At 63.0% G+C, this 19653-nt stretch carries 18 protein-coding genes; 10 read left to right on the top strand and 8 right to left on the bottom strand.

Translation table 11 applies throughout. The annotated features are described in order from the left end of the window. Positions 1-50: 50 nt before the first annotated feature. Positions 51-1616 carry an alkaline phosphatase family protein gene (locus tag C9427_RS18815; RefSeq protein ID WP_107650618.1) on the bottom strand — a complete coding sequence of 522 codons (1566 nt, stop codon included), beginning with the start codon at positions 1614-1616 and terminating at the stop codon, positions 51-53. Between the two features lie 224 nt (positions 1617-1840). On the opposite strand from C9427_RS18815, the gene C9427_RS18820 reads away from it, so the two are divergent. From C9427_RS18820 to C9427_RS18835, 4 genes are all read left to right on the top strand, one after another. Next, complete coding sequence (locus C9427_RS18820) at positions 1841-2773, top strand: VOC family protein (protein WP_107650619.1); 933 nt, start codon at positions 1841-1843, stop codon at positions 2771-2773. 10 nt (positions 2774-2783) lie between these two features. Beyond that, the gene (locus C9427_RS18825) at positions 2784-3407 is read left to right on the top strand and encodes an alpha/beta hydrolase (RefSeq protein WP_107650620.1); all 624 of its coding nucleotides are present in this window, start codon (positions 2784-2786) and stop codon (positions 3405-3407) included. A 3-nt stretch (positions 3408-3410) separates the two neighbouring features. Then, the gene (locus C9427_RS18830) at positions 3411-3710 is read left to right on the top strand and encodes a GNAT family N-acetyltransferase (protein WP_107650621.1); all 300 of its coding nucleotides are present in this window, start codon (positions 3411-3413) and stop codon (positions 3708-3710) included. Positions 3711-3924: 214 nt separating this feature from the next. Further along, on the top strand, positions 3925-4983 hold the full coding sequence (locus C9427_RS18835) for a dipeptidase (protein ID WP_107650622.1): 1059 nt from the start codon (positions 3925-3927) through the stop codon (positions 4981-4983). Between the two features lie 14 nt (positions 4984-4997). Here C9427_RS18835 and C9427_RS18840 read toward each other — a convergent pair whose 3' ends face one another. From C9427_RS18840 to C9427_RS18855, 4 genes are read right to left on the bottom strand one after another with little or no spacing between them, the layout of a single operon-like run. Continuing rightward, positions 4998-5258 carry a hypothetical protein gene (locus tag C9427_RS18840; protein ID WP_107650623.1) on the bottom strand — a complete coding sequence of 87 codons (261 nt, stop codon included), beginning with the start codon at positions 5256-5258 and terminating at the stop codon, positions 4998-5000. A gap of 2 nt (positions 5259-5260) precedes the next feature. After that, positions 5261-6532: an aminomethyl transferase family protein gene (locus C9427_RS18845; RefSeq protein ID WP_107650624.1), complete on the bottom strand. Its 1272-nt coding sequence runs from the start codon at positions 6530-6532 to the stop codon at positions 5261-5263. 3 nt (positions 6533-6535) lie between these two features. Then, positions 6536-8101 carry a phytoene desaturase family protein gene (locus tag C9427_RS18850; RefSeq protein ID WP_107650625.1) on the bottom strand — a complete coding sequence of 522 codons (1566 nt, stop codon included), beginning with the start codon at positions 8099-8101 and terminating at the stop codon, positions 6536-6538. After that, on the bottom strand, positions 8088-9707 hold the full coding sequence (locus C9427_RS18855) for a phytoene desaturase family protein (protein ID WP_107650626.1): 1620 nt from the start codon (positions 9705-9707) through the stop codon (positions 8088-8090). The genes C9427_RS18850 and C9427_RS18855 overlap by 14 nt, the downstream gene beginning before the upstream one ends. 198 nt (positions 9708-9905) lie before the next feature. Between C9427_RS18855 and C9427_RS18860 the strand changes: the two genes are divergently transcribed. The 5 genes from C9427_RS18860 to C9427_RS18880 all read left to right on the top strand — a co-directional run bounded on the left by C9427_RS18860 (position 9906) and on the right by C9427_RS18880 (position 15048). Further along, the gene (locus tag C9427_RS18860) at positions 9906-10700 is read left to right on the top strand and encodes a methyltransferase domain-containing protein (protein ID WP_107650672.1); all 795 of its coding nucleotides are present in this window, start codon (positions 9906-9908) and stop codon (positions 10698-10700) included. A gap of 6 nt (positions 10701-10706) precedes the next feature. Then, on the top strand, positions 10707-11438 hold the full coding sequence (gene betI / locus C9427_RS18865) for a transcriptional regulator BetI (protein WP_107650627.1): 732 nt from the start codon (positions 10707-10709) through the stop codon (positions 11436-11438). A gap of 29 nt (positions 11439-11467) precedes the next feature. After that, the gene (locus tag C9427_RS18870; protein ID WP_107650628.1) at positions 11468-12550 is read left to right on the top strand and encodes an ABC transporter substrate-binding protein; all 1083 of its coding nucleotides are present in this window, start codon (positions 11468-11470) and stop codon (positions 12548-12550) included. A gap of 114 nt (positions 12551-12664) precedes the next feature. Beyond that, a complete protein-coding gene (locus tag C9427_RS18875) occupies positions 12665-13741 on the top strand; it encodes an extracellular solute-binding protein (protein WP_107650629.1) in 1077 nt (358 codons plus the stop codon). Continuing rightward, on the top strand, positions 13738-15048 hold the full coding sequence (locus C9427_RS18880; protein WP_107650630.1) for a flavin monoamine oxidase family protein: 1311 nt from the start codon (positions 13738-13740) through the stop codon (positions 15046-15048). The genes C9427_RS18875 and C9427_RS18880 overlap by 4 nt, the downstream gene beginning before the upstream one ends. Here the strand turns inward: C9427_RS18880 and C9427_RS18885 are convergent. From C9427_RS18885 to C9427_RS18895, 3 genes are read right to left on the bottom strand one after another with little or no spacing between them, the layout of a single operon-like run. Continuing rightward, positions 15012-16085 carry an ABC transporter ATP-binding protein gene (locus C9427_RS18885; RefSeq protein WP_107650631.1) on the bottom strand — a complete coding sequence of 358 codons (1074 nt, stop codon included), beginning with the start codon at positions 16083-16085 and terminating at the stop codon, positions 15012-15014. The two genes, C9427_RS18880 and C9427_RS18885, sit on opposite strands and share 37 nt — an antisense overlap. A gap of 37 nt (positions 16086-16122) precedes the next feature. Continuing rightward, positions 16123-16947 (bottom strand): ABC transporter permease, encoded by an 825-nt coding sequence (locus C9427_RS18890; RefSeq protein ID WP_097572086.1) that lies wholly within the window; start codon positions 16945-16947, stop codon positions 16123-16125. 24 nt (positions 16948-16971) lie between these two features. Continuing rightward, positions 16972-17889, bottom strand: a complete 918-nt coding sequence (locus C9427_RS18895) for an ABC transporter permease (protein ID WP_107650632.1) — start codon at positions 17887-17889, stop codon at positions 16972-16974. Positions 17890-18221: 332 nt separating this feature from the next. Here C9427_RS18895 and C9427_RS18900 point away from each other — a divergent pair, with 332 nt between their 5' ends. Next, a complete protein-coding gene (locus C9427_RS18900; protein WP_107650633.1) occupies positions 18222-19640 on the top strand; it encodes an aminotransferase in 1419 nt (472 codons plus the stop codon). Positions 19641-19653 lie beyond the last annotated feature (13 nt).

Raw genomic sequence — 19653 nt, forward strand, 5'->3', positions numbered from 1 at the left:
GAAGGCAGTAGGGCAGTAGGGCAGTAGGGTGGCGTCCTAAACATATTGCCCTACTGCCCTAATTCACCGACATATCCAACAACGCCATCCTCCGTCAGTTCCGCCAGCGCAAGCGACTGGTCGAGATGCTCGGCCCGCCAGTCGAGCAGCCGTTCAGCAAACTCCAGCCGAATGGGCAGAAAAGCGGGATCTGCGGCAAGGTTGTTCAACTCGCCTGCGTCATTTTCCAGGTCGAACAGAAGCGGCGGCAGGCCGCCGCCGAAATGCACATATTTGAATTTCTCGGTGCGGATGACGGCGAGGTTGCACTGGCGTGATGCGATGCCGAAATGGCGTTCGGCCTCGCCTTCGGCAATCGAGCGGAAATCAAACTCCCAATGCGCGGCACCGCGCCAGTCCCGAGGCGCCTCATTGTCGAGGAATGGCTTCAGCGAGCGTCCGTCGAGATGGGGCGGCGGGTGCTCCCCGAGCAGGTCGAGCAGCGTCGGCAGGATGTCCACTGCCTCGGTGAAGCGATCGACGCCGGTGCCGGCCGCCTTGCCGCGGCGGGGATCGCGGACGATCAGAGGGATGTGGTAACTGCCGTCGAAGAACCCACCCTTGCCCAGCATGAAATGATCGCCCATCATCTCGGCATGGTCGGAGGTCAGCACGATGATGGTGTCGTCCCACGCATCCGCAGCCTTGACCGCCTGCCAGATCCTGCCAAGCTGCGCGTCGACTTCCGAGACCATGCCGTAATAGAGCGCGCGGATGCGGCGAAAATTTTCGTCGCCCCAGTCACGGACCTCGCCCTCGGCGCCCGGGCGGAACTTGGTGCGCTGCTGCTGGCCCATATCGTAAGCAAGATAAGGATGGCTTTCCGCCTCGACCTGCCAATTTTCAGCGCGGCGGAAAGCCGGGCCCTCGGCGGGATCGTACATCGTATTGTAAGGCTCCGGCACGATGAAGGGCGGGTGCGGGCTGATGTAGGAGAGATGCGCGAACCACGGCGCATCGCGCTCCTGCTCGCCAAGCCAGCGGAGGAATTCACCAGTGAGGAAAGCCGTGGGCGTCTCGTCCTTCGAATAGACCGGCGGCGCGTCGGTGACGGCGCTGCTGATGCTGCCTGCTTCATTCGCCGGACGATGGATGTTGGGAGAGCCGGCGCTGGCATCGACGCCGCGCAGTTTGAGCCAGGATAGCCATGGCTTCTGGTGCTCGGGCAAAAACTGGCGCACGGTGAAGCCCGGCAGCACGCCTTCATAGCTCCTCAGCCTGGGGTCGCCCGGTGCCAGGGTGCGCGGATCGAGCGCCACGTCGGTGTAGCCGAACAGGGTCGGATCATAGCCGAGGCCGCGCAAGGACAGCGCGATATTGCCGTGACGGGCGTCAAGCGGCGTGCCGTTGCGGCAAACGCGGTTGTTCATCTGGTAGAGGCCGGTGTAGAGGCAAGCACGCGCCGGCGAACAGGGTGCGGCCCCGCCATAGTGGCGGCGAAACAGAACGCCCTCGGCGGCCAGCGCGTCGGCATTCGGCGTCCTCACCACCTCGTGGCCTGCAGCCGACAGGCAGTCGCCGCGCCACTGGTCGCAACTGATCAGGAGAATGTTCGGGCGTGTGCCTTCCCTGGCCAATCCTGTATCCTCCTCATACGGTCCACATTGCCGCTCATGGAGCCGAAATTCGAGGGGGAAGCAATCCTCGCCTCTTGGCAAAATGGTGAACAAAAATCTTTGTACTGTTCACTTTTTAAGAACAGTCCATTCTGTGTTCATGGCCTTTGCCGCTAATGGGTGGATCCTCATATTGGCGTGGAACAGCGGCAAGGGCCGCATAGGGACAAAGGAAGGAGCAAGAAATGCTCGACCAGATCAAGGGCCTGCATCACGTCACGTCGATGGCCAGGGATGCGCGCCAGAACAATGAATTCTTCACGAAAAAGCTCGGCCTGCGCCGGGTCAAGAAAACCGTCAATTTCGACGCGCCCGACGTCTATCACCTCTATTATGCCGATGAGGTCGGCACGCCCGGTTCGGTGATGACCTATTTCCCGTTTCCCAACATCGGCAAGGGTCGCCACGGCGTCGGCGAGGTCGGCACCACGGTCTATTCAGTGCCCGAGGGCACTCTTGGCTACTGGGAGAAGCGTCTTGCCGATGAGGGTGTCGCCGGTCTGTCGCGCGACGAGACATTCGGCGAGCAGCGACTCGCCTTCGCTGGTCCCGACGGCGACGGTTTCGCCCTGGTCGAGGACAAGGCCGATAGGCGCGCGCCGTGGGCAAAGGGCGGCATTCCCTCGGGCGAGGCGATCCGCGGTTTTCACTCGGTGTCGCTCAGATTGCGGGATGGCGGGGCCACTGAAGAACTGCTGAAATTCATGGGCTATGAGGAGGTCGACAAGGCTGGCAATGTCAGGCGGCTGGCGGTGAAGAACGGCAACGGCGCCAATGTCGTCGACATCGAATCGCTGCCGGGTGCGGGCTTCGCCGATCTCGGCGCCGGCTCGGTCCACCATGTCGCTTTCGCCGTCGAAAACCGTGCCAAGCAGCTTGAGGTGCGCAAGGCGCTGATGGACACTGGCTACCAGGTGACGCCGGTGATCGATCGCGACTATTTCTGGGCGATCTATTTCCGCACGCCGGGTGGTGTGCTGTTCGAAGTCGCGACCAACGAACCGGGCTTCGACCGTGATGAAGATACCGCCCATCTCGGCGAGGCGCTGAAGCTGCCGTCGCAGCACCAGCATCTCAGGCCCTATCTGGAACAGCATTTGCAGAAACTCGAAGACTGAGGATCAACTCGTGAACAAGGATTCCTACATCCACAAGGTGGCGCTCGGTTCGCCGGGCGGTCCGCTGCTCTTCGTCTTCCATGGCACCGGCGCCGACGAGAGCCAGCTTCTGTCGCTCGGGCGCGATCTGGCGCCGCAGGCGACCATCGTCTCGCCACGCGGCGATGTCTCGGAACAAGGTGCGGCGCGCTTCTTCCGCCGCACCGGCGAGGGCGTCTACGACATGGGCGACCTGGCGCGGGCGACCGACAAGGTGGCCGGTTTCGTCAAGGCGCATGTCGAGGCGGCGAAGCCGTCATCGGTGCTGGGCCTCGGCTATTCCAACGGCGCCAATATACTGGCCTCGGTAATGTTCGCGGCGCCCGACCTGTTCGATGCCGCGGTGCTGATGCATCCGCTAATCCCGTTCGAGCCTGAGGTGAAGGGAAGCCTTGCCGGCCGCCGCATCCTGGTTACCGCAGGCCGGCGCGATCCGATCTGCCCGCCGAACCTGACCTCGCGGCTCGAAGCCTATTTGCGTGCCGATGGCGCCGATGTCACAGTGGAATGGCACGACGGCGGCCACGAGGTGCAGTCGAACGAGATCGAGGTGGCGCGGCGGTTCCTGTCCGCAACGCCGGTTGAAGGAGCCTAAGCAATGCTTGACCAATTGCCTGACATCGAACTGGAGGATCGCGGCTCCAAGGGCCGCTATGTCCTGCGTGGGCCCGGTGGCGCCGAGGCGGAGATGACCTTCACCAAGATCGGCGAGCACCAGCTCATCATCGACCACACCGAAGTGCCGGATGCGTTTCGCGGGCAGGGGGCGGGGGTCCGTCTCGTCACCCGTGCGGTCGAGGACGCGCGCGCGGCGGGCAAGAAGATCATCCCGCTCTGTCCGTTCGCCAACGCGCAGTTCCGCCGCCATCCGGAATGGGCCGATGTGCTGAAGCAATAGCAGGCGACGCCTGATGTGAATGACGACGCGTGATGTGAATGATGGGGAAGGGCGCACGGCTTTGTCGTACGCCCTTCCAGTTGTTCGGGACCTGCAGTCACAAAAGCATTATCGCCCTGGCATTTGCACGGATCGCCCGACTTGCCTAAGTAGGTAGCCAGCCCGCCGACGGGCCTACCGCTTCCTGCCGACCAACCAATCGAATGACCCCTTGATGACCGAAACCGACCTCGTTCCCGTCTTCGACGGCCACAACGACACGCTGCTCAGGCTCTACCAGTCGAAAGACGCGGATGTCGAAAAGCTCTTCATCGAGGGAACGCAAGGTGGCCATATCGACCTGCCGCGCGCGAAAAAGGGTGGATTTGCCGGCGGCATGTTCGCAATCTTCCCGCCGCCGGTCGAGAAGTCGAGGCGCAGCGCGGTTCCGCCGGCACCCAGCGATAGCGAGCCTCTGCCGCCCGAGGTTCCCCATGCCGATGCGCTTGCTTCCACTGTCGCCATGGCCTCGATCCTGTTCAGGCTGGAACGTGCCTCGGCGCTCACCGTGTGCCGGAGTGTCGGCGACGTGCGACATGCGATGGCCCAGGGTTCGATCGCGGCCGTGTTCCACATCGAGGGGGTCGAGGCGATCGACACCGAACTGACCATGCTCGACGTGCTGCACGCCGCCGGCCTGCGCTCGCTCGGTATCGTCTGGAGCCGTCCGAACGCCTTCGGTCACGGCGTGCCGTTCCGCTTTCCCTCGTCGCCCGACACCGGGCCTGGATTGACCGACGCCGGCAAGGCGCTGGTCAAGGCCTGCAACAAGCTCAAGATCATGATCGACCTCTCCCATCTCAACGAAAAAGGCTTTCGCGACGTCGCCGAAATCAGCGACGCACCGCTGGTCGCGACCCATTCCAATGTGCACGCGATCTGCGGCCATTCGCGCAACCTCACCGAATGGCAGCTCGGCGCGATCCGCGAGTCGGGCGGCATGGTCGGGTTGAACTTCGCCACCGGCTTCCTGCGCGAGGACGGCAGGATGAATGCCGACACCAGCCTCGACATCATGGTGCGCCATGTCGATTCACTGCTGCAGGCGCTCGGCGAGGACGGCGTTGGCCTGGGTTCGGATTTCGATGGCGCCATGATCCCGGCCCCGATCGGTGACGTTACCGGATTGCCGAAACTTATCGATGCGTTCGCCGCGCGCGGCTTCGGAAGCGCGCTGATCGAAAAGATCGCCTATCGCAATTGGCTCAACATCCTGGAAAAGACGATCGGGTAAATTCGCTCGCGTCGTTATTTGTAGCCCATCCGCGTCAGCCAGTCCTGGCCGACGCCGCGATTACGGATGATGGGTAGCGGATCGGTGGAGTCCAGCCGCGCGCAGATGCGATAGGCTTCGAGCGTCTCGGCGCTCATCTCGCCGCGCTTGTAGAAGAACATCGCCGCGGCATAGCGCGTGCGGCCCGACCATTTTTCACCGAGCGGCGTGTTGACCAGTTCCCACTGCTCGGCCGCTTCCTCGTTGGCGTCGTGCTTGTCGTGCTCGTCCGTCATGGTCAGAAATCCGCTGGTGGATTGGCGGTGCGCCGGTCGAGCTTGATGAAGGGGCGCTGCACCACCTTCGCCCGTTTCATCAGCTTCTGGTACTGCAACTCGCGCATGGCATAGATCTCGACCCAGAGGTCGTCGACCATCGTATCGCCGAACGGCCGCGCCAGCGAGGCGATGGCGATGTTGCGCTTGGCCATCGGCGACCACATGGCGGCGCTGACCAGCCCGACCTCCTGGCTCTTGCGGTGATAGACGATGGCATGTTCGGCCGGGATGTTGCCCTCGATCTCCAGCCCGACCAGCACATGCCGCAGCCGATGCTTGGCGCGGGCCTCGAGGATGGCGCGGCGGCCGTTGAAATGACCCTTCTCCAGGTCGATCATGAAACCGAGCCCGATCTCGTCCGGCATGCGCAAGCGGTCGGGCCGAACCGCGTGCTCGGAGGTGACGAAATCGGCATTGGCAACGATCAGTCCGGCTTCGAGCCGGGCGCGGTTGAGCGCGGTGTAGCCGATGGCGCGGATGCCGCGCAGTTCGCCCGCCGCCATTAGCCGGTCCCAGAGGCTGAGCGCCTGCTCAGCCGGCACGAACAGTTCGTAGCCGAGATCGCCGGTGAAACCGGTGCGCGAGATCGTGACCTGGCTGGTTCCCTGGGGGCCGCCATCATGCGGGAACTCGGCAAGGTCGAAAATCTTCAACCGTTCGACGCCGGCAAAACCGGCATCGCGCAGCACGGCAAAGGACGTCGGACCCTGCAACGCCAGACCGGCGACGGCTTCGGTTTCTTCTTCGACGGTGACGTCAAAGCCTATGGCGCTGTCGAGCAGCCAGGGCAGATGCCGCTCCTGCGAGCACAGCCGGAACCGCGTCGGCGAAAGCCGGAACAGCGTGCCGTCATCGAGCACGAATCCCTCGTCGTCGCACCAGGCGGTATAGTGGACGCGTCCTGCTTTCAGTTTGGTCACGTCGCGCAATGTTACGCGGTCGAGGAAGGCCTCGGCGTCCGTTCCCTCGATCCGGTATTTCGTCATCGGCGAGATGTCGAACAAAGCCGCTTGGCTGCGAATGGCGAAATATTCGAGCTCCTCATCCCACAGCGAATGCGGAGCGCGATAGCCGGCCCAATTGTACCAGTCATTGGTCCTGGCAAGCGCATCGATGCGCGGCTGGAACGGCGTGCCGAGCCGCAGCGTGCGGAAATGAGATTGCGCCGCTGTGCGGGCTGGGATGACCGGGCTCCTTGGCGCGCTGGATTGTTTTTCTATCGCCTGTGCCATGGTCTAGCCCTTCATCCCAATAATGCGCTTGGCGGCATTCAGCCCTGGCGCACCGGAAACGCCGCCGCCCGGATGCGAGCCGGCGCTTGCGAGGAACAGCCCTTCGAGCGGTGTGTCGTAGCCTGAACAGCCGGAAACGGGCCGCGACATCAGCATCTGGTCGGCCTGCAATTCGCCGTGATGCCAGTGGCCGCCCGGCATCCTGTAGCGGGCCTCGATGTCGGCCGGCGTCAAAAGCTCGGCATGGAGCACGGTCTTGCCGATTCCCGGTGCATAAGTCTCGAGCTGAGCCATGATTACTTCGAGGAATTTCGGCTTGCCCGCGCTCCAGCCCTCCTTCAGCGCATAGGGCGCATATTGCACCACGGCTGACAGGACGCAGGCGCCGCTGGGCGCCAGCGATGGATCGGCGAGGCTGGGCAGCGTGATCTCCATCACCGGTTCGGGCGAGAACGCGCCGTATTTCGACGGATTAAAGGCGCGCTCGACATGATCGGGCGAAGGCGCGATGACCAGCCGGCCCTTGTGGCCGGCGGCATCGACACCGGTGAATTCGGGCTGCCGGTCGAGCGCCAGATGCAGCTTCGCCGCATCGCCGTTCATGCGGATGTTTTTCACCTTGCGGACGAAACCGGTGTCGATCTCGCGTGGTCCGACAAGGTCAAGAAATGTGGTCGCCGGATTGATGGCCGAAACGATCGTTCTGGCGCGAACTTCCTCACCCTTGTCGAGGACGACGCCAACGGCGCGGCCCTTCTCGACGATGATCTTCGCCACCGGTGTCCCCGTGCGGATTGTCGCGCCGGCCTTTTCCGCCGCCGCGCGGATGGCGGCGACGATCGCGCCCATGCCGCCCTTCGGCAGTGTCTGCGCGCCGGCCGTGCCAGCGGTTTCTCCCGCCAGCCGGTAGTAGAGGCCTAGCAGCGAGGTCGGCGAACGCGGGCCGAGATGGCTGCCCAGCGTCGCGTCGAAGGCGAGCAGGCCTTTCAGGCGGTCGTCGGCGAGCTGCTCGTCGAGCAGGTCGGCGACGTTCATCAGCAGCACGCGCAGGAAATCGCGCATGTCCTCCTTGCCGAGTTTCTTCAGCGCCAGCGCGGTCTGGCCGAGCGCTGCCGTCTCGAGCAGCGACATGCCGCCGAGATCGGGCGGGCGGCGCGCGAGAAACGGCTTCAATATGCCGGCATAGCGCAGCAGCTGAGCACGCAACTCTTTCCAGGCGGATTGTTCGGACGGGATGGCGCCGGTCAGCACTTCGCCATAGGCGCCATGCAGGACAAGTGGTGGGCCGTCCGTTGACAGCGCCACTGACGGCACGAAGTCGGCGCGCGCGAATTGCAGCCCATGCTTCTCCAGCTCCAGCGACTTCACGACATCGGGATGCAGCCGGTTCAGCAGGTGGGCAACTGAGGAGACGCGAAAGCCGGGTGCGAATTCCTCGGTGCGTGCCGCGCCGCCGATGTCGCCGGCGGCCTCCAGCACCAGCACCTTGCGGCTTGCTCTCGCCAGCGTGGCGGCAGCGACGAGGCCATTGTGGCCGCCGCCGATGACAACAACATCAAATGACGTCATGGGCCGGGCTCATATGGTGAATTGGCTTTGCAAGGTCGCGCAGGATCTCGGCCGCGGCATTGCGGCCGGGTGCGCCCATGACGCCACCACCGGGATGGGTGGAAGAGCCGCAGATATAGAGCCCACTGAGCGGCGAACGGTATTGCGCATAGCCCGGCACCGGCCGGTTGAACAAAAGCTGGTCGAAGGTCAGTTCGCCCTGGAAGATGTTGCCTTCGGTGAGACCGACCTCGGCCTCGATCTCGCGCGGCGTGCGCACCTCCATGTGGACGATGCGGTCGCGAAAGCCCGGCGAGTATTCGGCGATCTGCGAAATCACGCTTTCGGCAAAACCGTCGCGGTCGGCATCAGTCCAGTCGTGGCCGTTCACCTTCGGCGGGGCGTATTGTACGAAGCAGCTCATGAAGTGCTTGCCAGGCGGCGACATGGTCGGGTCAAGCGTCGTCGGGATAACCATGTCGAGGAAAGGGTCCGCTGACCAGCGTCCGGCCTTCCAGTCGTCATAGGCGCGCTCCATGCGCTCCATGGAATCGGTGAAATGCATGTCACCGCGATAGACCGGCGAATCCTTCGGAAGCGCGGGGAATTCGGGAAGGGAATCGAGCGCGATGTTGACCTTGCCGGAGGAGCCGCGGATCTTGAAGTTCCTGACCCGGCGCAGGAAGATGTCGGGCAGTTCCTTTTCCTCGACCAGCTTGAGGAAGGTGCGCTTCACGTCGGCGTTGGAAACGACGAGCTTGCCATGGATCTCCTCGCCGTCGGCAAGGATGACGCCTTTGGCCTTGCCGCGCCGGATCAGCACATGGTCGACCTCGGCGCCGGTGCGGATGGTGCCGCCCGAGGCCTGGAAGGACGCGGCAAGCGCCCTGGTGACCGCGCCCATGCCGCCGCGCGCATAGCCCCAGGCGCCGACCGAGCCGTCGACCTCGCCCATATAGTGGTGCAGCAGCACATAGGCGGTGCCCGGCGACATCGGCCCGAGCGCGGTGCCGATGATGCCGGACAAAGCGAAATTCGCCTTGATGACATCGGTCTCGAAGTATTCGTCGAGGAAGTCCGAGATCGACATGGTCCAGAAGCGCAGTGTCAGCGCCATTTCCTCGGCCGACAGTCCGGCGAATTTCTTGCCGAGGTAAAGAAGCTCGCCGAGGTCGCGTGGTCGCAAACTGGTCGGGTCGGGTGCGGTGCGCATCAGCAGCGGCTGGATGAAGCGGCATTGCCGCGTCACGTCGCGGGCATAGCGGTCATAGGCTTCGGCATCGCGTCTGGAGAAGCGGGCGAACTCACGCCGATGGGCATCGTGGTCGCGGTAGTTGGCGAGGTAGTCGCCGTCGCGGGTGAACACCGCGCCGCCTTCGTAGGAAATCACCTGCAGGCCGAATCGCGGCAATTCGAGGTCGCGCATGATCTCGGGGCGAAACAGCGAGCAGACATAAGAGCAGTTGGAATAGAGGAAACCGGGCGTCAATTCGCGGCTGGTGGCGGCGCCGCCGACCCAGTCGTTCTTCTCCACGACCAGCACGTCGAGCCCGGCGCGCTGGAGGTAGCAGGCATTGACCAGGCCATTGTGGCCACCGCCGATGACGATCGCATCCCACGCCTTCATATGCGCTGAGCCCTCATGGCGTCCGACCCTTCATTTTGCGTGATCCGCTCCCGGATGTGCGGAATTTGACATGGCAGCCGGCATTTTGTCCAGCCATTCTGAATGAATGTTCAACAAATGATGTTGCGTTTTCCCTGGCATGCGCTAGGCTTTGCCGATAGTCGGGAATGGGTTTTCGAGGATTGGGGCCGAGGTCTGATGATCGAAACGGCAGACGCCGAGCCGGAATATGATGACACCGCCATCCGCTTCCTCGAGGCGCTGTGGGGCGATGGTTATCTGTCGCCCGGCGGACCGGAAGAGGTCGACCGCGTGGTCGAGGGCCTGTCGCTTAGGGGCAAGGCGGTCCTCGATATAGGCTGCGGCTCCGGTGGCATCACGCTGCATCTGGTCGAGCGCCATGGTGCTGCCCACGCCACCGGTTTCGATGTCGAGCGCCCGGTGATCGAGACGGCCAGGCGAAGGGCGGCCGCACGCGGGCTTTCCGATAGCGCCGGCTTCGTACAGGCGCCGCCTGGACCACTACCTTTCGCGGATGCTTCCTTCGATGTCGTCTTCTCCAAGGACGCGCTGCTGCATGTGCCCGACAAGGATGGGCTGTTCGCCGAGATCTTCCGCGTGCTGAAGCCGGGCGGCGTCTTCGCCGCTTCGAACTGGATGATCTCGCATGATGACGAACCATCACCCGAGATGAAGGCCTATGTCGCCGCAGAAGGCCTGTCCTTCACCATGGCATCGCCGGTGCGCTATGCGCAGGCGATGCGCCGCGCCGGCTTTGCCGACGTTACAGTGCGCGACCGCAATCCCTGGTACCGCGAGGTCGCGCGCGAGGAACTCACCCGCCTCAAGGGTCCGCTCTACCCGGCGGTCGCGGCCGCGGTCGGGGCGGCCTATGTCGACAAGAACATACGAACCTGGGAAGCCATGCAGAAGGTGCTTGACAGCGGCGAGCACCGTCCCACTCATCTTCGCGGTCGGAAACCGGTTGGATAGCCGGCGATGCTGGAGACCATCACACCCATGAAGACAGCAGAGGCCAGGGAAGCCGTCCTTGGGTCGGCGCGGAAAAACGGAGAGTCAACGCGGAAAAACGAGATCGAAAAACGCGGCCGCAAGGCCTCGAAGGAAGTTAGGCAGCTTCAACTGATCGAGGCGACGATCGATTCGCTGGCCAAGCGCGGCTATTCGGAGACGACGATGGCCGATGTCGCCGACGGGGCCGGCCTGTCGCGCGGCATCGTCAATTTCCATTTCGAGAGCAAGGAAAAGCTGCTCGTCGCCACGTTGGCATTTATGGCCGACGAGTATGCCGCACACTGGCGCGCCGCCCTCACCAGAGCCGGCGACGATCCCGCCCGCCAGTTGCAGGCGCTGGTCGCCGCCGATTTCGATCGCTCGATCTGTAACAAACGCAAGCTGGCCGCCTGGTGCGCCTTCTGGGGCGAAGCCAAGTCGCGCCCGACCTATCAGGCGCTGTGCGGCGCGCGTGACGCCGCCTACCAGAAGATATTCATCGACCTTTGCGCGGCGCTCAAAGAGAGCGGCGGCTATGCCTATGAGCCGCAGGTGATGGCGCTGGCGCTGAGCGCCATGCTGGAGGGCCTGTGGCTGCGGCTGATGATGGGCACTGAGGACGTCACCCGCGAAACCGCTTTGCAGGCGGCGAACGAATTCCTGTCGGCGGCATTTTCGAAACACTATCCATTGGCCAGCGGCCCCAAGAAGGCTTGAAGCAAAAACCAAAAGAGGATGGAACAGCAATGAAGACAATGACCCGACGCCTGACACTGACTTTGGCGCTGACTGGTGCGCTGGCGGCTTCGGCCGCCGGACTTGCGGTTGCCGCGGACAAGGACCTGATCATCTTTGACTGGTCCGGCTACGAGGATCCCAGCTTCCACCAGAAATATGTCGAGAAGAATGGCGATTCGCCGACCTTCACCTTCTTTGGCGACGAGGACGAGGCGTTCGAAAAGGTCCGTTCCGGTTTCAGGGCTGATCTTGGCCATCCCTGCTCGCAGAGCGTGGTGAAATGGCGCGAAGCCGGCCTGCTGCAACCGCTCGACACCTCGAAGATAACTGCCTGGAAAGACCTCAATCCCGGTATCATGGCGATGAAGGATCTCGCCACCACCGCTGACGGCAAGGCATGGTTCATGCCTTGGGACTGGGGCAATACGCAGCTCACCTACAATTCCGACAAGATCGACGCCAAGGACGTGCAGTCGCTGAAGGCTTTCGCCGATCCCAAGTTCAAGGGCAGGGTTTCCATCGGCGACAATGTCGACGACGCCTATGCACTGGCCAGCCTTGCCATCGGGCTCAAGGACTGGACCAAGATGACGGACGATCAGTTCAAGCAGGCGTCCGACTTCCTGCGCGAGGTGCACAAGAATGTGCGCTCCTACTGGACCGACTCCACTGACATCGTCCAGTTGTTCAGCGGCGGCGAGGTCGATCTCGCCTGGGCATGGAATGATGCGACAGTGCAATCGGTCGCCGCCGGCGTGCCGATCAAGGCCAAGAAGGATACCGACGAGGGCATTTCGACATGGGTCTGCGGTTACGTGCTGTTCAAGGACGCGCCCGGCAATACCGACAAGGCCTATGATTATCTGAACGCGATCAACGATCCGGAAGTCGCCAAGGTCCTGGTCAAGGACTGGGGCTACGGCCAGGCCAATGCCAAGGGCATGGAAGGTGTCGACCAGGCGGTGTTGAAGGAGAAGGGCTACGACGACGTGCAGAAATTCGTCGACAAGACGCTGTTCCAGTCACCGGTCCCCTCCGAGCTCAAGCTCAAAATGATCGCCGAGTTCGAGAAGATCAAAGCCGGCTATTGAGCCGTGTTTGGCTTGACCCGTCCGCACGCCGATATGGTCGGCGGACGGGCTCGCCAAAGCCTGGGAATTCTCCTAACCTCGCTGGATATTGTTTGCGACGGGGAATTCCCAGCCATGAAGTCCATGCTTCGCAGCCTTGCCATCGCCGCCGCATGCACGATTGGCGCTGGCGTCCACCTCGCATTCGCGGCAGGCGGTGGCGACCTCATTGTGTTCGACTGGTCGGGCTACGAGGATCCGCTGCTCCATTCCGCCTACACCACCAAATATGGCGCTGAACCGACCTTCGCCTTCTTTGGCGACGAGGACGAAGCCTTTCAGAAGATGCGGGCCGGCTTCAAGGCCGATATTGCGCATCCCTGTTCGCAAAGCGTGGTGAAGTGGCGCGAGGCTGGCATGCTGCAGCCGCTCGACACGTCAAGAATCACCGGCTGGAAGGACCTCAATCCAGGCATCATGGCGATGAAGGATCTCGCCACCACCGCCGACGGCAAGGTCTGGTTCATGCCTTTCGACTGGGGCAACACATCGCTGCTCTACCGCACCGACAACGTGACGGCGGAAGAGGCGCAGTCGCTGAGGATCCTTGCAGATCCGAAATTCAAGGGGCGCGTCACCATCGGCGACAATGTCGACGACGCCTACGCCCTGGCGAGCCTGGTCATCGGTCTCAAGGACTGGACCAAGATGACGGACGCTCAGTTCAAGGAAGCCTCCGATTTTCTGCGCGATGTGCACAAGAACATCCGCTTCTACTGGACCGACGACACCGACATCAACCAGGCCTTCTCAGGCAACGAGGTCGACCTCGCCTGGGGCTGGAACGAGACCTTCGTCACTCTCAAGAGCCAGGGCGTGCCGATCGCCATGAATCGCGGCACCAAGGAAGGCATATCGACCTGGGTGTGCGGCTATGTGCTGATGAAGGACGCGCCCGGCAATCTCGACCAGGCCTATGATTTCCTGAACGCGGTCAACGCACCTGCCGTCTCGGACTATATGGTCACGACATTCGGCTATGGCCACGGCAACGCCGCAGGCATGGCGGCGATCGAACCCAAGCTGCTGGCCGAGCGGGGCTTCGACAATCTCGACAAATTCCTTGACAAGACGCTGTTTCAGCAACCGGTGGCGCCGGAGCTCAAGCAGCGGATGATCGACGAATTCGAGAAGATCAAGGCCGGCTATTGAAGCGCGGAACTGAAAGAGCCGATGTCGTCATCGTCGGCGCCGGTTTCACCGGACTATCGGCGGCGCTGGAACTAAAGAAGGCCGGCATCGATTTCCTGCTGCTCGAAGCGCGCGACCGTGTTGGCGGACGCGTGGAATCCAGACGCAATGGGCTTGGCGAGCGCATCGACAGCGGCGGCCAGTTCCTGTGCGAGGACATGCCGGAACTGATGTCGCTGGTTGAAGCGCGCGGCAAGACCTTCGTCGAGACCTTTGTCGATGGTGATTTCATCACCCACCCATCGATGCCCGTCGAACAGGCCGAGCGGACCTATGTCACAGCGATGGCGATCCGCGGACGCATGAATGGGATCGAACCTGACGATCCCTCCATAGCCGGATTAACCGTCGCCGCGTGGCTCGACCGCCAGAAGGACCCGGCCGACGCCAAGGCGGCCTTCCGCTCGATGATCGAGGGGTTGTGGTGCCTGGCGCTGGAAAAGATGCCGCTCTGGCACCTGATCGACAACGACCGCCGCATCACCAACGAGGTGCCGGAGCTGCAATATTCCTTGCGCGAGACCATGCAGTCGCTGGCTGACGACCTGGCGGGTGATCTCGGCGACCACGTGCGGCTGAACGAGCCGGTGATGCGGGTCGAGCGTGCGCGGCAAGGCATGCGCATCGTCTCGGGCAGCGGCGTCATCGGAGCGCGCGAAGTCCTGATCGCATTGCCGCCGGCCACTGCCGCCAAGCTCGATTTTCAGCCCGCTTTGCCGGCAGCCTTGAAGAATGCCCTTGACGTCTGGGAAAGCGGCGCTGTGATCAAGATCCTGGTCCGCTATGCCAGGCCGTTCTGGCGCGAACGGAGTTTGAGCGGCATGGTGATGTGGCGCGACCTGCCGGGCCTGTTTGCCTGCGACGCCAGCAAGGATGACGACCATGCCGCGCTGGTCGTCTTTATCGGCGGGCCGTTGGCGCTGCTCTGCCGCAAGCTGGGCGATGCGGCGCTACGTGACGAAGTCACGGCCAAGCTAGCGGACGCGCTCGGTCCGGATGCGGCCGATATTCTCGATTTCAGCCAGCGCGACTGGACGGATGACCGCTGGAGCGGCGGTGCCTATAGCGACCTTATCGTCGACGTGACGGCAAGAGAGGCCGAGCGCACGATCGTTGCCGGCGCACCGCCGGTCCATTTCGCCAGCTCGGAACTGTCGCCGTCATTTCCCGGCTATGTCGAGGGCGCCATCGTGGCGGGGCGGATAGCGTCGCGAAAAATCATTGCGAACGTTCAGTCCGCCATCGCCACCAGCGCCTCGGGGTCGTAGGCGAGGCGGATCGAGGTGCCGACGGGGATGTCGTCGGCGCCGAAATCATTGGTCTCGGTCACCGACAGCGGTTTTTCCAACCCAGGTATCTCTACGATCAAATGGGTGATCTCGCCGAAATAGTGGCGCTCGACCACCTTGCCCGCCACCTCGAATTTGGCCGTCGCATTGTCCCACAGCACGCGCAGGCGCTCGGGCCTTATGCCGAGCGTGGCCGCGCCGCCATTGCGGATGAAAGCCTTCGGCTTGTCGGTCTTGATGCGCCCGAACCCCAGCGTGTCGACAACCAGCGACGCGCCATTCTCCTCGACGATCTCGGCCTTGACGAAATTCATGCCGCCGAGGAAGTCGGCGACCTGGCGGTTGACGGGGCGCTGGTAGATCTCCTTGGGCGAGGCGATTTGCGCGATCCTGCCGCCGAACATCACTGCGATACGATCGGACATGGCCAGCGCCTCGTACTGGTCGTGGGTGACCAGCACGAAGGTGATGCCGACCGCCTGCTGCAGGCGGCGCAGTTCGACCTGCATCTGTTCGCGCAGCTTCTTGTCCAACGCCGACAGCGGCTCGTCGAGCAGCAGCACCTTGGGCCGCATCACCAGCGCGCGGGCCAGTGCGACGCGCTGGCGCTGGCCGCCGGAAAGCTCGGTGGCGAGGCGCTTGCCAAGGCCGGTCAGCGACACCTGGGCCAGCGCCTCTTCGACCCTGCGCTTTTCCTCCGCTCTTTCGAGCTTCAACCGCTTCAGGCCGTAGGCGACATTCTGCTCGACATTGAGATGCGGGAAGATCGCATAGCTCTGGAACACCATGTTCGTCGGCCGGCGGTTGGCGGGAATGCCTTCCATCGACTGACCGTCGACCGAGATCGAGCCGCTGGTCGGGTTGTCGAAACCGGCAATCATGCGCAGCAGCGTGGTCTTGCCGCAACCGGACGGACCGAGCAGCGAGAAGAACTCGCCCTCCTTGATGGTCAGCGAGGCATCGTCGAGCGCCTTGAAGGCGCCATAGCTGCGGGTGACGCTTTTGATTTCGATCATTGGGCGTTCGGTCTGAAGCCGTTCAGTCCGGGGCCGCTCAGGCATAGAGGCCTCCCTCGTTCTGGGTGCGTTTGGCCGCGCGACGGCGCAGGATTTCGGCAATTGTCATCAACAGGAAGGAGGCAGCCAGCAACAGCGTGCCCAGCGCCAGAACGCCAGGCAGCTTCGAGGCAAAGCGCAATTGGCCCCAGATATAGATCGGCAGCGTCGCCTCGGTGCCGGTCAGGAAGAAGGCGATGAGGAACTCATCGAGCGAAATGGTGAAGCAGACGAGCAGGCTGGAAATGATCGCCGGCGCCACCATTGGCAGCGTCACGCGCCGGAAAGTGCCGAAGGCGCTCTCGCCGAGATCGGCCGAGGCTTCCTCCAGGCTGCGATCAAAACCCTCGAAGCCGGCGGTCAGCACCGTCATCGAATAGGGGATGCAGACCAGGACGTGTCCGAGCACGACGGTGAACAGCGACAGGCTCAGACCGAGTTGCAGTATCACCAACAGCAGGGAGATGGCGACGATGATTTCGGGCAGCACCAGCGGCGCCATGATCAGGCCGTTGATGGCGCGGCGGCCGGGGTAGCGGTAGCGGGTGATCGAACGGGCGGCGAGGATGCCGAGAACCGTCGACAGGATGGCCGCCGACACGCCGACGACCAAGCTGTTCCAGGCGGCGTCGAGCAACGCCGGCGTGCGCGGCAGATCCTCATACCATTTGAGCGTGAAGCCGGAGAGCGGGAATTTGGGCGTCGCGGCCGTGTTGACCGAGAAGATCGGCAGGAAGATGACCGGCAGATAGAGGAAGACGACGTAGAGAAACGCATAGGCCGACAGCCAGCCATTGGCCAGGAAGCGCCGCATCGCCGTCATCGCGCCAACCTCATCATGCCAGCCTCATCGCGCCAACCTCTGGGCGGCACGCAGGATCAGCACGGTGGCGCCGGCTATCAGCGTGACGATCAGCATGGTGGTGACCGAAAGTGCGGCGCCCAGCGGCCAGTTGGAGGCCTTGCCGAATTGAGCCTGGATGGCATTGGCGATCATGACGCCGTCCTTGCCGCCGACAAGCTTGGGCGTGACATAGTCGCCGACAGTCGGGATCATGACGATCAGCGCCGCCGAGATGACACCCGGCGCCGACAGCGGCAGTGTCACGCGCAGGAAGGAACGAATGGGACCATCGCCGAGGTCCGTGGCCGCCTCGACCAGCGTGCGGTCGACTTTTTCCAGAGAAACGAAGATCGGCAGGATGGCGAAGGCCGCCCAGGCATGGGTCAGCGTGATGATGACGGCGCTCGAATTATAGAGCAGCGCCGTTGACGGCTCGTCGATGACGCCAAGCCCCATCAGGCCGGAATTCAAGACGCCGTTATAGCCGAGGATCACCTTCCACGACATCACGCGCAGGAGATAGCTGGTCCAGAACGGGATGGTGATCAGGAACAGCCACAGGCTCTTGTGACGACCGCCATGGAAAGAGATGAAGTAGGCGATTGGATAGGCGAGCACCACCGTGAAGAAGCTCACCATCAGCGAGATGTAGAGCGAGCGCCAGAGCAGATCGCGATAGATCGGCTCGGTCAGCGCGACGCGGTAGTTCTCCAACGTGAAGGTGCGGTCGATGGTGAGGTAATTCTGCGTCCAGAAGGAATGCGCGATGACCACCAGGATCGGCAGGACCAGAAGTATGAGCGCGTAGAGAAAGGTCGGGCTGATCAGGGCAAAGCCCTGGACGGGTTCGGACTGCAGAAGGGCGTTTCGTCTGGCCCGCGTCATGCCGAACGCGGGCGACCCTTCCGCAGCCGCCGTCATTGCAAGCCCTCCGGCAGGGCCCCGGGCGTGATTTCGGTTGCTGGCGCGGATTGTCCTGCCATGCGGCGTCCCATTCTAGAGACCGGCTGCTTGTTCCCACTTTTATGCCTGGAGCGTGACCGAACGCGAAACTGGTGACCGCGTTTGCCGATCGCACTCCGAGCTTGCCGGCTTTCTTTCATCATGAGCGCATCCGCGGATTGAAATCAAGCGCTATTTCTGCAATATTGATTGAACGGACATTCAAAATGAAGTGAAAAACCGGTTCTCCCGCAGTTGTCGGCGGGCTTGGTGTCCGATGAAAATTCGCGACGAAACAATGCGAGGCGACGATGGCGGCTGCAAGAGATCTGAGGGTAACCGGAATGGCGGAGCCTGGCGATGAAGATGCCGTCGATCTGGCCAGGCGTCATCTTATCCAGCCCTGGCCGTTTGCCGGCTCGGTCGGCCACGAGGCGCGCGCGCTGATCGGCGAGGGCGACGGCATCTACATCACCGACAGCAGCGGCCAAAGGCTGATCGACGGGCCGGCCGGCATGTGGTGCATCAATATCGGTCATCGCCGCGAGGAACTCGCCAAGGTGATGTACGATCAGGCGATGGCGCTGTCCTACAACACGCCATGGTACACGATGAACGCGCCGTCGGCACAGCTTGCCAGGCGCATCGCCGACCATGCGCCCGGGGACCTCAGCCATGTCTTCCTCACCACGGGAGGCTCCTCGGCGGTGGAGACGGCACTGCGCTTCATGCAGTTCTACAACAATGTGCGCGGTCGACCGGAAAAGAAGCTGATCCTGAGCCGTGGCGGCGCCTATCACGGCTCGACCTATCTGTCGGCCTCGCTCAACGGACGCCCGCGCGACCGCGACTGGATGGATGGCGCCGACGAGCTCGTCGTCAAATTGTCGTCGCCCGATCCGTTCCGCCGGCCAAAAGGCATGAGCCTTGCCGCCTTCACCGATGGCCTCATCGATGAATTCCGCGATACCGTCGCCCGCGTTGGCGCTGAGCGGATCGGCGCTTTCGTCGGCGAGCCGGTGCAGGCGTCGGGTGGCGTCATCGTGCCGCCGGACGGTTACCTCAAGCGCATCCGCGAGATCTGCCGAGACAACGACATCCTCTATATTTCCGACGAGGTGGTGACTGCCTTCGGCCGGCTCGGCCATGTCTTTGCTTCCGGCGACGTGTTCGGCATCGATCCTGACATGATCACCTTCGCCAAGGGGGTGACATCAGGCTATTTCCCGCTTGGCGGGGTCATCATCTCGCAACGGCTGCTGGAGCAGTTGCGCCGCTCGAACCATCCCGACGCCATGTTCGGCCATGGGCTGACCTACACCAGCCATCCCATTGGCTGCGCGGTGGCGTTGAAGAACCTCGACATCCTCGAAGACAGCGTGCTTGCTCATGCGCGCGAGGTCGCGCCCTATTTCCAGGCGCAGCTGAAGACGCTGGAGGAACTGCCGCTGGTCGGCGAGGTGCGCGGCCTCGGGCTGATGGGTTGCGTCGAATGCGTGGCCGACCGCGAAAGCAAGGACCCATTGCAGCTCGACAAGAATGTCGGCAAGCGCATCGACGCGCATTGCCACGAGCTTGGCCTCTTGGTCCGGCCGCTGATCAACATGTGTGTGATGTCGCCGCCGCTGATCATTTCGCGAGAACAGATCGACGACATGGTGGCGATCCTGCGCGAAGGCATTTCGCGGACAATGGACGATCTCAGGAAAGAAGGCGTGTGGCGGGGGTGAGGGCCAATCTCCC

The organism is Mesorhizobium helmanticense (assembly GCF_003034915.1).
Taxonomy (GTDB): domain Bacteria; phylum Pseudomonadota; class Alphaproteobacteria; order Rhizobiales; family Rhizobiaceae; genus Mesorhizobium; species Mesorhizobium helmanticense.

Coding starts and splice junctions, on each gene's coding strand:
- C9427_RS18845 (WP_107650624.1), bottom strand. CDS start 6,532: ATGGCACAGGCGATAGAAAAACAATCCAGCGCGCCAAGGAGCCCGGTC.
- C9427_RS18860 (WP_107650672.1), top strand. CDS start 9,906: ATGATCGAAACGGCAGACGCCGAGCCGGAATATGATGACACCGCCATC.
- C9427_RS18835 (WP_107650622.1), top strand. CDS start 3,925: ATGACCGAAACCGACCTCGTTCCCGTCTTCGACGGCCACAACGACACG.
- C9427_RS18820 (WP_107650619.1), top strand. CDS start 1,841: ATGCTCGACCAGATCAAGGGCCTGCATCACGTCACGTCGATGGCCAGG.
- C9427_RS18850 (WP_107650625.1), bottom strand. CDS start 8,101: ATGACGTCATTTGATGTTGTTGTCATCGGCGGCGGCCACAATGGCCTC.
- C9427_RS18885 (WP_107650631.1), bottom strand. CDS start 16,085: ATGATCGAAATCAAAAGCGTCACCCGCAGCTATGGCGCCTTCAAGGCG.
- C9427_RS18830 (WP_107650621.1), top strand. CDS start 3,411: ATGCTTGACCAATTGCCTGACATCGAACTGGAGGATCGCGGCTCCAAG.
- C9427_RS18855 (WP_107650626.1), bottom strand. CDS start 9,707: ATGAAGGCGTGGGATGCGATCGTCATCGGCGGTGGCCACAATGGCCTG.
- C9427_RS18890 (WP_097572086.1), bottom strand. CDS start 16,947: ATGACGGCGATGCGGCGCTTCCTGGCCAATGGCTGGCTGTCGGCCTAT.
- C9427_RS18870 (WP_107650628.1), top strand. CDS start 11,468: ATGAAGACAATGACCCGACGCCTGACACTGACTTTGGCGCTGACTGGT.
- betI (WP_107650627.1), top strand. CDS start 10,707: ATGCTGGAGACCATCACACCCATGAAGACAGCAGAGGCCAGGGAAGCC.
- C9427_RS18875 (WP_107650629.1), top strand. CDS start 12,665: ATGAAGTCCATGCTTCGCAGCCTTGCCATCGCCGCCGCATGCACGATT.
- C9427_RS18900 (WP_107650633.1), top strand. CDS start 18,222: ATGGCGGCTGCAAGAGATCTGAGGGTAACCGGAATGGCGGAGCCTGGC.
- C9427_RS18840 (WP_107650623.1), bottom strand. CDS start 5,258: ATGACGGACGAGCACGACAAGCACGACGCCAACGAGGAAGCGGCCGAG.
- C9427_RS18895 (WP_107650632.1), bottom strand. CDS start 17,889: ATGACGGCGGCTGCGGAAGGGTCGCCCGCGTTCGGCATGACGCGGGCC.